11 protein-coding genes are annotated in these 13,592 nt (G+C 40.6%); 6 read left to right on the forward strand and 5 right to left on the reverse strand.

Annotated features, from left to right (window positions below):
- Positions 1–3: 3 nt before the first annotated feature.
- The 3 genes from SJY09_RS04755 to SJY09_RS04765 are packed head-to-tail and all read right to left on the reverse strand — an operon-like array spanning position 4 to position 2,515.
- The gene (locus tag SJY09_RS04755; RefSeq protein ID WP_396637818.1) at positions 4–1,470 is read right to left on the reverse strand and encodes a M14 metallopeptidase family protein; all 1,467 of its coding nucleotides are present in this window, start codon (positions 1,468–1,470) and stop codon (positions 4–6) included.
- Positions 1,467–2,123, reverse strand: a complete 657-nt coding sequence (locus SJY09_RS04760) for a peptidoglycan recognition family protein (protein WP_396637819.1) — start codon at positions 2,121–2,123, stop codon at positions 1,467–1,469. Before SJY09_RS04760 ends, SJY09_RS04755 begins: the two co-directional genes overlap by 4 nt.
- Positions 2,120–2,515 (reverse strand): 3D domain-containing protein, encoded by a 396-nt coding sequence (locus tag SJY09_RS04765; protein WP_396637820.1) that lies wholly within the window; start codon positions 2,513–2,515, stop codon positions 2,120–2,122. The genes SJY09_RS04760 and SJY09_RS04765 overlap by 4 nt, the downstream gene beginning before the upstream one ends.
- Positions 2,516–2,872: 357 nt before the next feature.
- On the opposite strand from SJY09_RS04765, the gene SJY09_RS04770 reads away from it, so the two are divergent.
- The gene (locus tag SJY09_RS04770; protein ID WP_396637821.1) at positions 2,873–3,274 is read left to right on the forward strand and encodes a DUF2452 domain-containing protein; all 402 of its coding nucleotides are present in this window, start codon (positions 2,873–2,875) and stop codon (positions 3,272–3,274) included.
- Here SJY09_RS04770 and SJY09_RS04775 read toward each other — a convergent pair.
- Entirely contained in the window at positions 3,269–4,144 is an 876-nt protein-coding gene (locus SJY09_RS04775) for a pirin family protein (RefSeq protein ID WP_396637822.1), read from the reverse strand. The two genes, SJY09_RS04770 and SJY09_RS04775, sit on opposite strands and share 6 nt — an antisense overlap.
- 39 nt (positions 4,145–4,183) lie before the next feature.
- Between SJY09_RS04775 and SJY09_RS04780 the strand changes: the two genes are divergently transcribed.
- Both SJY09_RS04780 and SJY09_RS04785 read left to right on the forward strand, forming a co-directional pair.
- Positions 4,184–5,524: a serine hydrolase domain-containing protein gene (locus SJY09_RS04780; protein ID WP_396637823.1), complete on the forward strand. Its 1,341-nt coding sequence runs from the start codon at positions 4,184–4,186 to the stop codon at positions 5,522–5,524.
- A gap of 637 nt (positions 5,525–6,161) precedes the next feature.
- Positions 6,162–8,492, forward strand: coding sequence for a CHRD domain-containing protein (locus tag SJY09_RS04785; RefSeq protein WP_396637824.1), 2,331 nt, complete (start codon positions 6,162–6,164; stop codon positions 8,490–8,492).
- Between the two features lie 38 nt (positions 8,493–8,530).
- Here SJY09_RS04785 and SJY09_RS04790 read toward each other — a convergent pair whose 3' ends face one another.
- On the reverse strand, positions 8,531–9,373 hold the full coding sequence (locus tag SJY09_RS04790; protein WP_396638597.1) for a 1,4-dihydroxy-2-naphthoyl-CoA synthase: 843 nt from the start codon (positions 9,371–9,373) through the stop codon (positions 8,531–8,533).
- A 163-nt stretch (positions 9,374–9,536) separates the two neighbouring features.
- Here SJY09_RS04790 and SJY09_RS04795 point away from each other — a divergent pair, with 163 nt between their 5' ends.
- The 3 genes from SJY09_RS04795 (at position 9,537) to SJY09_RS04805 (ending at position 13,523) form a co-directional block, all read left to right on the forward strand.
- Positions 9,537–11,264: a purine-cytosine permease family protein gene (locus SJY09_RS04795; RefSeq protein WP_396637825.1), complete on the forward strand. Its 1,728-nt coding sequence runs from the start codon at positions 9,537–9,539 to the stop codon at positions 11,262–11,264.
- A gap of 89 nt (positions 11,265–11,353) precedes the next feature.
- Positions 11,354–12,832: a mannitol dehydrogenase family protein gene (locus SJY09_RS04800; protein WP_396637826.1), complete on the forward strand. Its 1,479-nt coding sequence runs from the start codon at positions 11,354–11,356 to the stop codon at positions 12,830–12,832.
- Between the two features lie 205 nt (positions 12,833–13,037).
- Positions 13,038–13,523: a hypothetical protein gene (locus SJY09_RS04805; protein ID WP_396637827.1), complete on the forward strand. Its 486-nt coding sequence runs from the start codon at positions 13,038–13,040 to the stop codon at positions 13,521–13,523.
- Positions 13,524–13,592 lie beyond the last annotated feature (69 nt).

The following is a 13,592-nucleotide window of genomic DNA, read 5'->3' on the forward strand; positions in this document are numbered from 1 at the left end:
AGCTTATCTAAATAGCATCGCGTTTGGAATAGCTATGTTTTCTGCTGCTAAGTCAATTAGAAACCCATTGATCACAGCATGCGTTAATTTTCCATCCTTTTCAAGAAAAAAACTAGGGTTAATGCCCGGTTTTAACTGAAGCTTAGGTGTTTCATGTTTTTCTCCAATGATATGAAACGGAAACGGGGCATTTAATGCTTTACTAGGGATGTTTTTTAATCGTACATATCCAAAACCTTGCTGCAAAATAGTTTTAGCATCTAGTGTTTTTAGGGCCTCCATAGTGGAGATCAGTTTGGGATAAACTTGCGCTTCTCTTATCGTAAATCCAGTAGCATCAAAAGTCTCGTAACCATAATAGGTAGACAGATCGCCCTGGTCCCAAATACGGCTACTATACCAAAAGTCTTTATGGTCTTCGTAATCCACTTCTACTTGATTAATACCTAAATCTATCTTATACGATTTCCCCATCAATTTATAGGTGACTTCCTTTATTTTCAAATCGAACAGTTTACGGTCGTTTTCTGGAATTTTCTCATATTCGGAAATAGGAATGTCCTTATAATTTTCTTTGGCAATGGTATAGATGGCGGAAAGGATGGAAACATAGTTCAATTTTCTGATTTCCTGCTTCTCGGTATCCTCAGGATAGCCGCCAGATTCAATGAGAATAGTACTTGTCCCCCATTTTTGAATATTATCTCCAAAGGCACGTGGCTCAAAATCATCGTTATAACGGCCTACTTGTCCCGGTGCGTATTTCTGTAGAATACTGTTCATAAAGACGATAATTTTCATAGCATTTCCGCGAACTTCATTGATATCTTTTTCATAGTTATAAGCAGGTGCCAAATAAGAAATAGTAGCAGGTTTATCGGTTCGTTCGGCATTGTAATAGGTGCTCTGGTCATGCAGGTTAAAACCAAAATCGGCCTCAAGGCTATCCCGAACTCTTTTCAAGGTTTGTGATTCTGGGGATTGCAGCCGTAAGGCATCTCTATTGATATCAACACCTAATAAATTTCTTCGTTGAAATAATTCCGCGCCATCAGGATTTAACATGGGTAAAAAATGTACGGTTAGGTTGCTTAAAATCGCCTGCTTCTCTTCTGCAAAATCGGGACTGTCCAAAAAATTAAGAATATCAAAAATTGCTTGTGTAGCGGTAGGCTCGTTCCCGTGCATCTGTGACCATAAAAAAACATCGGTAGCACCAGTTCCAATACTAATTAAGTTTAAGCTTTTACCACCTATAGAGCTACCTACTTTATTTACGCTAAACTTTGCATTCTTTGCTAGGGCGGCGAGTAGGACTTGTATATCTTGGTATTTGATGCGCCGTTTATCCAAGGAAGGTTCTTTATAGCTTTCATAGGTATCGTAAAGCTGTGTGGTAATGTTTGCATCTTGGGCCATTATGGGAGTTACGGAAACAAGTGCAAGGAATATGAGAACTAGGTGCTTCATTTTGGGAGTTCTTTAAATTTTAAGTCGATTACATTTTTTCTAACCTTTTTCATAAAGGCTGTTCCAGGGTCTGTTTTTTTGGTGCGGTATCCATCATCCTTTTCCAACCATAAGGGGTGATTCTCAAAAAGGGTATACTCATAATGTCCAATAAGGTATTCGATAGGATATTTATCCGCTAGATAGCGCACTAACCAAATATTAGACTTTAACTGTGCTTTGGTCAGTGGTTGGTCTTTGTCACCACCAACATTTTCTACACCAATAGCACAATGGTTCAAACCAATAACGTGTCTGGCCATCGTTGTTTCCGGCATTAGTCGGTATATGGTTCCGTCTCGGTCTACCATAAATTGCGAAGAGACATTTAAGCCACTAACGTCTTTTATATCTGGACGCCAATTGGGTAAGCTAGGATTATTGAAGGCGGCAAAAGATTTTTCCAAGGTGGGGATGACCGTCCAATGCAGCACGATCATTTTAGGAATAATTTCTGGAGTATCCTTTTCAAGTCCGTAACGTTTTGATAGGTATTCCAATGTTAGTATTTCCCGTTCCTTATTAAAAATAATTGGCTTATCTATAATAGATTTCGTTGTCCCGCAGGAAACGAACAATATCCCTAATGCAAGTAATGGTAAGTAAAATTTCATTCTTCAGCCAAATTTCTTGTGGTATCCCTTTTTACGGCATATTCGATATTTATCTTGCGCTTTCCCCATGCTCTTGCTTTTGTGACATCTTCCCCCATGTAAATGTCAATTCGGTTGGTCCAGCGTTTGTTCATTTTATCCTTTACCAAGTAAATTCCTTTAAAAGTATCGATTTTAACCATAGTATTATGCCCTAAGCCCTTCCGTAATAAGTCTCTAGACACCGCTATCCATTTTACTCCAGGTGTAATGGAATCTCCCCAAGCCGTTATTTCTGGATGCTCGTACGACGTTTGACCAGGCGTGGAATTATAGGCCGTTGCAGTAACTTTCAAAGGAACCCAATCGTAAATAACAACGTCTTTCACCTCCTCTTTACAACTACAAAGCATACAACAAACAAGTATGAACAGCGTATTTTTCAAGCTTTGATTTACTTTTTATCGGTTTCTAAGATAACACCATTTACTCGATAATCGAGATTTACTCAATAATCGAGAATATAATACGCTAAGGTTTGCCTTGAAATTAATGTTGGCTCACCCCTTAATGCTTGGCCCAAGCTTCTTTAATGAATAGTTCATCCGTTTTATCTGTAACATTTTGTTTCGTATACTTAGCAAAGACTACGGCAACTCATATGAAATAGAAGACATGTCTTTTACTACCTAGCATATATTCTTGTAGAAAACTACATATCCTTGAATTGACAGGGTAATATCCCCACTTTTCTGTAGTTTTGTATCGCTATGAAAAAAGAGAAAAAGCCGGATTATGTGGTCTTTGATGAAGACACGCAAAGCTATAACGGGAAGCTGCTACCCTATTCTAGTAGTGTATCCGCTCCTAAAATTACACCACCAGATGTTACCTCTTGGAAAAATACGAACATCGTAAGCGCCAACAATCAATTCAAGGCTAAATACGAGTCCATTCAGGCAGAATACAAGAGAATGATGCAGGAGTTTGAATATAACAACCTGGTCTATAATGCAAAATTCAATTTTGAACCCATCGTAGGTAAGGTATACCATTTGTATCGTTCCAAAGACGAGAGTACCTTTCTATCCTTAATTTTACCACACGAATGTAATTTTGAACATTTGGGAACTTTCAAGTTAGGGCCTGATAAGACTTGGGAAAAGCTATAGGCCCGGTAGCGGAACATAGCTATCGTCAGCATCCATCATAGGGAAAGTTTTGTCTTTCCAAGCTTGCTTTGCACGTGCTATTTTTTCCTTGTCATGGGAAACGAAATTCCAATAGATATGGCGTTCTTCTGGTAATGGTTCACCACCAAATAACAGTAAGTGCGTGTCCTTATGAATAACTGTAGTACAGGTATCGGCTACTTTACTAACCACAATATTACCTGCTGTAACGGTTTCTCCACAAGCTTCAATACTACCACTCACGATACAAATACCTATTTCTCCCTTCAGCTGGCCAATGGTGGTCAAATGGTAGGTATCCGCAGTTTTAATTGAAATCATAAATAAGGGCGAATGTACGGGAACGGGTGATTTTCTCCCATAGCCTTCTCCTGCGACCAAGGTAAAGCTTGCGGAGCCATCAGTCCATTTAGGTAAGGCCGATGCCGGAATATGATGGAACTCGGGCGAAATATCCTCCAGTTCTTTGGGTAAAGCAACCCATATCTGATAGCCATGAGCTTTGAAAACCGTTCCGTTTCTCAAATCATCTGGCGTGCGTTCCGTATGTGAAACCCCACTACCGGCCACCATCCAATTAACCGAACCAGGTTGTATGCGCTGTTTTGTACCTAGACTATCCGCATGCATAATTTCTCCCTCTAACATAAAGGTAAGCGTAGACAAACCAATATGCGGATGCTGGTCCACATCCATATAGGTATGAGGTCCCAGTGTTGTAGGTCCCATATGGTCTATAAAGATAAACGGACCAATCATTCGTTTTTTTCGAAAAGGAATGAGCCTGCCTACTAAAAAATCTCCGATATCCCTGCTACGTTCTTCTATGATTAACCCGATATTTGACATGTATTGCTTTTTGATAAATTTACGACAATCAAGAAAAGAATGAAATTGAAAAAAAGAAGAATTGTTACAGCTGTAGTGCTCCTAGGTATTGGAATTTTAGTTTGGGCAAATTATCCAAAATTGAACATTATTTCGGGCTTTGCCTCTAAGAATATGGCTTCCACGCATTTTATCAGCGGTCGTATGTATTCCGATATCAATGAGACCGACAATAATATGCCTTTGATTAAATTGGCCGAAATGGAAAAGGTTATTGGTAACGATGTGACCAGTTCCGTTTTTGGACTTATGGAGCGGGAGACGGTTTGCAGGGATGGTTTGGGTTGTGTTTTAATCGACGAATCCTATGACAGAACGCAGACACTTTTAAAACCTAAAAGAACCCGTATAGAAAATGATTTGCCTTTTCCGTATGGCAATAAGGGCATAAAGGATACTGTTTTTTCTAATGTGGACTATTCCCAAATGAACAAGGCCGTAGATTTTGCTTTTGCCGATTACGAAAATCAAAAGACAAGAACAGTGCTAGTCTCTTATAAAAATGAACTATTAACGGAACGTTATATCGAAGGTTTTTCCGAAGAAACACCGGTATTGGGTTGGTCTATGACCAAAAGCGTTTTGGCAACGGTCTATGGTATTCTGGAGTATCAAAATAAAATAAGTTTAGATTTTAAACCCTTTGCGGACGAAATACGAATGAAGAATCCAAAACATTCCATCACCCTAAATCATTTGCTTCGTATGCAGAGTGGATTGGAGTGGGATGAAGATTATACAAGTATATCCGACGTCAATAAAATGTTATTCCTTGAGGCCGATATGACCAAACCACAAGGACTAAAACAAGCCATTGCCGCTCCTACGGAAGTCTGGAACTATTCTTCTGGGACTACAAACCTACTTTCGGGTATCTTAAGGAAGCATTTTGGCACGTATCAGGCGTATTTAGATTTTCCGTACACCGATTTCATTGATAAGATGGGAATGCACTCCATGCTCTTAGAAACTGATATGTCCGGTAATTATGTGGGTTCCTCCTATGCCTGGGCAACAACTAGGGATTGGGCCAAGTTTGGACTGCTCTATTTAAATAAAGGTAATTGGAACGGAGAGCAGCTCTTTTCCCCTTCCTGGTCGGATTATGTAGCGAAACCCACAAAAAACTCGGACGGTGTTTATGGAGCACATTTTTGGTTGAATGCGGGAGGTAAATACCCAGATGTGCCACGAGATATGTATTCCGCTAACGGATTTCAGGGGCAACGTGTCTATATCATACCCTCTAAAGACCTAGTTGTAGTACGCACAGGACTAGCTAACGAGGATCAATTTGATGTAAATACCTTTCTCAGTGAAGTCTGCAAGGCGATAAAGTAAACTACCTCGGGCTATGGTACCCTTTGGTAGCGGCAATAAACCAGGTTAAAAATTAAAAAATGTAAGTATTTTCTTATTTAACCACAAAATAGGAGCGCTACACCACAGGTTTGGTGCAACTCACAACAATAGTTTCAATAGTTCAAGGTCTCCCTTTACATTTACAGTGTTATTAAAAACGAATTATAATTTTTCATTTTCATATAGTGTTCTCGTAAAAGAGTCTGATCTTCATTGATTGGACTCTTTTTAGTTTGTAAGCTATTTTCGTAAAAAGTGGAGTATCTTTTATTCACCCAGCTATAGGTTTTTCTGATAGTACATTGTTTATACACTGTATGAAATTATTAATTGCAGATGATAGGTTCTCATCTTTCTTTCATTAAAAAAGACGTTTGCTGAAAAATTAAACTTTTATAAGATTAAGCCAATCAGAGTTTTCGCAGCTAGAACTTTATTTTCTCTGAATGAAATAAGAAAATTTACTCCATTATCAATAAAGCCATTTTAAAGGATGGCGATTCACTTTGGCACTTGAAAATTCCTGTTCAAGATTGAAAATTCCTCGTTGACAATAAATAATTTCTCTCCACTTTCTTAGGCCTCTACTTTTGTTGAAAATTAAATCTGAAATATTATGAAAAAAATTATTTACTTTTTGTTTGCAATGTCATTACTTGTTTTTACCGGATGTGAAAATGATGATGATACTGTTTTAGTTGATACAGTCGACCCCGACCCAGATCAAGAACAGGTCGATGATACACCTCCTTTTGATGGTGATAATAATGTATATAGTTTAGGGGCACGTTCAAATCCGTCCATTTCTGGAGTAGCCAATATGATTGAAAATGAAGATGGATCTACATTGGTAACGCTTAAATTAAGTGGCACCACTTCGGGCAACTCCCATCCTTCACATATTCATTTCAATAGTGCTGCCGAGGGCGGGGCCATAGCTGTTACTTTGAATGATGTAGATGGGGAAACGGGTATTAGTGAAACCATAGTTTCTACTTTGGATGACGGTACCGCAATTTCTTTTGAACAACTCCTACAATTTGATGGGTATATCAACACTCACTTAAGTCTAGAACGTTTGGATGTTCTCATTGCACAAGGTGATATTGGCACCAATGAACTCACAGGAGTAACAAAAGAATACCTCTTATGTGAAAGGGATATTGAAGGAATTAAAGGAACCGCCCTATTTGCTGAACGTGTTAACGGAACTGCCTTGGTTACAATAGCGCTTATAAATGATAATACGGGTGAGAGTCACCCATCGCACATCCACTTTAACAGTGCTGCCGAAGGTGGAGCTATTGCTGCTTCTTTAACCAATGTTGAAGACGGAATCTCACGTACAAGTGTAGAGACATTGGACGATGGTACCGCCATCACCTACAATGAACTGTTGGACTTTGATGGATACATTAATGTACACTTAAGTGCCGAACGACTGGATTTATTGGTAGCGCAGGGTGATATCGGTTCCAATGAACTTAACGGAAACTCAAAGTCTTATGAGCTGTTCACAAGGGATATCGAAGGGGTATCGGGAACCGCTTTGTTCCAAGAGCGTGTCAATGGTACTGCCTTGGTAACCATTGCCCTTGAGAACGATAATACAGGTGAGAGCCATCCATCCCACATACATATGAACAGTGCTGCCGAGGGCGGACCCATTCTTTATACCTTCAACAACGTTGAGGACGGTATCAGTGAGAACAGTGTAGAGACATTGGACGATGGTACCGCCATCACCTACAACGAACTGTTGGACTTTGATGGATACATTAATGTACACTTAAGTGCCGAACGACTGGATTTATTGGTAGCGCAGGGTGATATCGGTTCCAATGAACTTAACGGAAACTCAAAGTCTTATGAGCTGTTCACAAGGGATATCGAAGGGGTATCGGGAACCGCTTTGTTCCAAGAGCGTGTTAATGGTACTGCCTTGGTAACCATTGCCCTTGAGAACGATAATACAGGTGAGAGCCATCCATCCCACATACATATGAACAGTGCTGCCGAGGGCGGACCCATTCTTTATACCTTCAACAACGTTGAGGACGGTATCAGTGAGAACAGTGTAGAGACATTGGACGATGGTACCGCCATCACCTACAACGAACTGTTGGACTTTGATGGATACATTAATGTACACTTAAGTGCCGAACGACTGGATTTATTGGTAGCGCAGGGTGATATCGGTTCCAATGAACTTAACGGAAACTCAAAGTCTTATGAGCTGTTCACAAGGGATATCGAAGGGGTATCGGGAACCGCTTTGTTCCAAGAGCGTGTTAATGGTACTGCCTTGGTAACCATTGCCCTTGAGAACGATAATACAGGCGAGAGCCATCCATCCCACATACATATGAACAGTGCTGCCGAGGGCGGACCCATTCTTTATACCTTCAACAACGTTGAGGACGGTATCAGTGAGAACAGTGTAGAGACATTGGACGATGGTACCGCCATCACCTACAACGAACTGTTGGACTTTGATGGATACATTAATGTACACTTAAGTGCCGAACGACTGGATTTATTGGTAGCGCAGGGTGATATTGGCCAGAACGAGCTTACCGGTGAAAGTATTACCTATGATTTGGGCAGTGTTTCAGACCCCCAAATTTCTGGAACCGCCACTTTTTCGCAACGTGTGAATAACGAAACACTAGTTGAAATTGCTCTATCCGGTACAACGGAAGGAGGTATACACCCAGCCCATATTCACATGGGTGCAGCTCCAGGACCTGGTCCGATTATAGTATCTTTAAGTCCTGTAATAGGTGCTAATGGTTTAAGTGCAACCAATGTGACCATGTTAAGTGATGGCACAACATTAAATTATTCCGATATGTTAAATATTGATGGATATATTAATGTGCACCTAAGTTCTGAACAATTGGAAGTTCTTATTGCTCAAGGTAATGTCGGGGCTAATGCACAATAAGTAAATCGTATTTTCGATTGGACAATGGATTCCCTGTATTAGGGAATCCATTTGTTTTTACCAAAATCAGGCTTTCGTTTTTCTAAGAAAGCGTTCCTACCTTCTTTTGCTTCCTCGGTCATATAAGCTAACCGTGTGGCTTCACCTGCAAACACTTGTTGCCCGACCATACCGTCATCGGTAAGGTTCATTGCAAATTTTAGCATCTTTATAGAGGTTGGTGATTTTTCCAATACTTCCTGTGCCCATTGATAAGCAGTAGCTTCCAGTTCTTCATGAGGAACTACGGCATTTACCATACCCATTTCAAAAGCTTCTTGAGCGGAGTAGTTTCTGCCTAAAAAAAAGATTTCCCGGGCTTTCTTCTGCCCTACCATTTTTGCCAAATAGGCCGACCCGTAACCACCATCAAAACTGGTGACATCCGCATCGGTTTGTTTGAATATCGCATGTTCCTTACTGGCCAAGGTCATATCGCAAACGACGTGTAGACTATGTCCGCCACCAACGGCCCAGCCGGGTACTACGGCAATAACTGCCTTGGGCATAAACCGAATCATGCGCTGCACTTCCAAAATATTTAGCCGATGTTGTCCGTCCGCACCTACATAACCCTGTTCTCCCCTAGCCTTTTGGTCGCCACCACTACAAAAAGACCAAATGCCGTCTTTGGTGGATGGACCTTCGGCCGAGAGCAATACTACCCCGATCGAGGTATCTTCCTGTGCATCGTAGAATGCTTTTATTAATTCACTAGTGGTATGTGGCCTAAAGGCATTACGCACGTTGGGGCGATTAAAGGCAATACGTGCCACACCATTACTCTTTTTATAGGTAATATCGTCAAATTCCAAGGCAGTTTTCCAGTCAGGTGATTGCATCATTCTAAATACTTTTAATTGAGCTATAAAAATAATACTCTCTATGGGATTAGCACAAGGAATTGAATGCTATTCTCTCTTGTACTTGTCCTTTACCAATTTCTCACAACTAATTTCTATATCTAAAAATGATTATCTTGGCGAAGCCTAAACCAACCCTTATATGAATATGAAAACATCAGATTTCGAAGCGCTTAAAACTTTGGATGAAGAACAGTTGCCTGTAGCCAAACACAAATTACACGATTGGACCCATTTTGCCGGTTTATACGCTGCAGAACATGTCGCAGCCACGGAATTCGTTATTGGGGCTACTTTTGTTGCCCTAGGCGCAAAAACCATGGATATTATCCTTGGCTTATTGATTGGTAATATTTTGGCAGTATTGAGCTGGCGTTTTATCACATCCCCTATTGCTGTCGATACGCGTCTAAGCCTCTACACCTATTTGAATAAGATTGCTGGTGATTCAATGACCAAGCTTTACAATTGGGCCAACGTCGTTATCTTTTCGGTGATTTCGGCCGCTATGATAACGGTTTCGTCAACGGCGGTTCGTTTTGCTTTTGATATTCCCGCACAGCTCAATTGGTATCCTACCAATGCCTGGTTTATAGTTATCGTTTTAGCGGTGGGCATCGTTGTAGTTTCCATTGCGCTCTACGGTTTTAATGCTGTTTCCGAATTTTCGGGCATCTGTGCGCCTTGGCTGTTTGTAATGTTCACAAGCGGTGCCATGGTACTCCTTCCCGCCCTCTCTTTGGATGTGTTGGATAAAACCTTACCTGCTGGATGGGGCGATTTTATGACCCTTGGCGACCAAAGTATATGGACAGGTATCAATAGCGATGGCAAACCGGGAATAGGTCTGGTAGAGGTTATCGGTTTTGGATGGGCGGCCAATACCATTACCCATTTTGGACTAATAGATATGGCCCTACTTCGTTTTGCAAAAAAGAAAAACTACGGTTATGCTACCAGTACGGGGATGATGTTCGGTCACTATGTGGCATGGATAGCTGCCGGAATCATGGGTGCCGGTGCGGCGGTTATATTAGGAAAATCTATCGTAGAACTTGACCCGGGTGATGTAGCTTATTATGCCCTTGGATGGTCTGGTTTTGTCATTGTTATTGTAGCAGGATGGACGACTGCCATTACGAATTTATATAGAGCAGGTTTGGCCGCACAAGCTATTTTCTTTAATCATTCTAGAAAGAAAACGACTATCATAGTGGGTATGGTGACGGTAGGTATCGCCTGCTTCCCTTTTGTGTTCTCACAAATACTACCACTACTCACTTATGCGGGGTTGCTGGTTGTTCCTGTAGGAGCTATTGTATTTGCAGAACATCAAATTTTTCCACGGATTGGCTATACACGCTACTGGTCTTCCTACCGTAAACTAAGCTTTAGCATGCCTGCCGTCGCCGCATGGGGCTTAGGCTTGGTATTTGGTTTTGGTTTAAATTTCTTAGATGTGATTTCCTTTTATTACTTGTTTATCCCTACTTGGTTTTTCACTATCGCCGTGTATACCCTACTAGCTTCTAAATACGGAGCGAAAGAGAAATACGAAGAGGAAGCAAAGGAAGAAGAGGTTCGGCAGGAAACCATTGTGCGTTTTCAAGCAGAACAGGCAAAGCATGAGACTGTGCATATAAAGGATACGTCTATATTGACAAAAGGGTTAAAATTTATCGCTATTTCAGCTTTGATAGCTACCCTAGTTCTGGCATGTAATGTTTTATTTGGGAGTGCTTCGGAAGCCAATTATATCGAAAATCGCGAACTCTTTTATACCTATGCATTTGTTTGTACGCTCGTTTATTTCGTACTCGCTTACTGGGCACTAAAACGCGGAAAGCGAACTACTTCGGAACAGAACTAAAAAATATTTTGAGGAAAACATTTTAATTTCGAGACAGATTTCGGTAAAGCTAAATTCTCGATTATCAAGCTTAAAATAGTGGCATAAGTATGGAAAGACCAATTCAACTCAATCAGAATAATTTAGAAGCACTAGGCAGTCATATTCCGGTACCCAATTATAATCGGAATTCAGCAACAGCGGACATCGTACATATAGGAGTTGGCGGATTCCACAGGTCACACCTCGCCTATTATCTACACCTTTTAAAAAATGACGGCGAGACCTCCTCACTATGTGGAATCGGTTTACGCGAAGCAGATGCCAAACTCCATGATATTTTCAAAGAACAAGACCATTTGTATGCGCTTATGGTCAAACATCCTGACGGAAAAATAACACCCGAGATTATTGGTTCTATAGTCGATTTTAAAATGGGAACGAGCGACCCTGAACCTGTCATCTCCCAAATGGCACATGCCAATACTAAAATAGTATCGCTGACCATTACCGAGGGGGGATATAATTTTAATCCTACAACGGGAGCATTTAATTTTGAGAACCCGGACATACAACACGAACTGCGTCATCCCAGCGATCCTATAACTGTGTACGGATTTCTCTGTGCCGCCCTAAAAAGACGGCGCGATGCAAGTCTGCCTGCTTTTACAATCATGTCCTGTGATAATATTGAACATAATGGAGACATGGCGCGCAAGATGCTGCTCGCTTTTGCGGAAGTTCAAAACCCTGAACTAGCTCAATGGATAGCTGAGGAAGTACGTTTTCCCAATAGTATGGTAGATCGCATTACACCAGTTACCACCCCTTCGGATATAGAAATCTTAGCCCAAAATTTTGATGTACGAGATGCCTGGCCTGTAACTTGTGAACCTTTTATACAATGGGTGGTAGAAGATAAATTCTCTAATGGCAGACCCGCTTTAGAAAAAGTAGGCGTACAATTTGTAGCCGATGTAGGACCCTATGAGAAGATGAAATTGCGATTGCTTAATGCTGGGCATTCCGTTTTAGGCTTATTAGGCGCACTGCATGGTTACCCCACCATTAACGCCTGTGTAGAGGACCATGTATTTGCAAAATATATACGCGCCTTTCTGGACCAAGAGGTCACTCCAGTGTTGGGACCTATTGCCGGTATTGATTTGGAGGAGTATAAAACCAGCCTCCTAGAACGTTTTGCAAACCCGAACATCAAAGATAGCGTCAGCCGTATTTGTTCGGAAAGTGCAGCCAAACTACCTAAGTTTTTAATTCCTACGATACATGAAAATCTAGCAATAGGCGGAAACATCAAATTAGCCACTTTAGTCATCGCCGCTTGGTGTTATTACAGTGACAAACAGAAAGACCAAAGCGGAGCGCCTTTAGAAATTTTAGATGCTATGAAAGGTAAATTGCATGACGCCGCCAAAGAAACACCCAATAATACATTGGCTTTTATTGAGCAGGAATCACTCTTCGGTACACTTGCTAAAAATGAACGCTTTACTACCACATATAAAAATATGCTAGCCAAACTTTATACGACGGAGGGTGTTAAGAAAGTTATGGAGGAAATATCCTAAAAACGTACTTTTAATTGATTTATAAAAATAATACTCTCCGTGGGATTAAAGCAAAGAATTAGTCGCTATTCTAATGAGGGCTTGTAGGCTACCAGCATTGTATTTAGCCCGCGATGAAATAACTAGCTCAATTAATTACCGTATTATTGAAATCTAACTGTAACAACTAGCAAAACAGGGCATCTTTGGAGAAAGAAATAAAAACGTGAAAAATCTATTTCCTATTATCGTCTTTACACTTTCAGTAACCTGCTTTGGTCAAAATGTTACAGTGGAAGATTTAGAAATGGCCATTGGAAATTGGGAAGGCAGCATTACCTATATCGATTATCAAAGTAATAAACCTTTTACAATGCCCGCCAACCTGAGGGTGGAACAAGGCAAGAACGCCTATACCATGATATTGAACAATAGCTATCCTAACGAGCCAAAAGCGAACAGTTCCGATAAGATTAAAATGTCTAAAGATGGTTCCTTTTTAAACAAGCATCAGGTAACAACAAGAACAAAATCCAAAAACAACGGTGTTGAACTACAAACGGAACACGAAAGTAAGGATGCTGGTAAAAAAGCTTTGATACGTTATACCTACCGCATAGGTCCGGAGATATTTATGATACGTAAAGAGGTTCAGTTCAAAGCACAGAACAATTGGCTAAAGCGAAGTGAATACAGCTACACCAGGAAATAGGAAATTTACCTGATCTAAAAAATTGACCCTGGCCAGAAGCAAAATCGTATTCATTAAAACTAAAGTTTA

The organism is Maribacter sp. R77961 (assembly GCF_044594925.1).
GTDB lineage: Bacteria > Bacteroidota > Bacteroidia > Flavobacteriales > Flavobacteriaceae > Maribacter.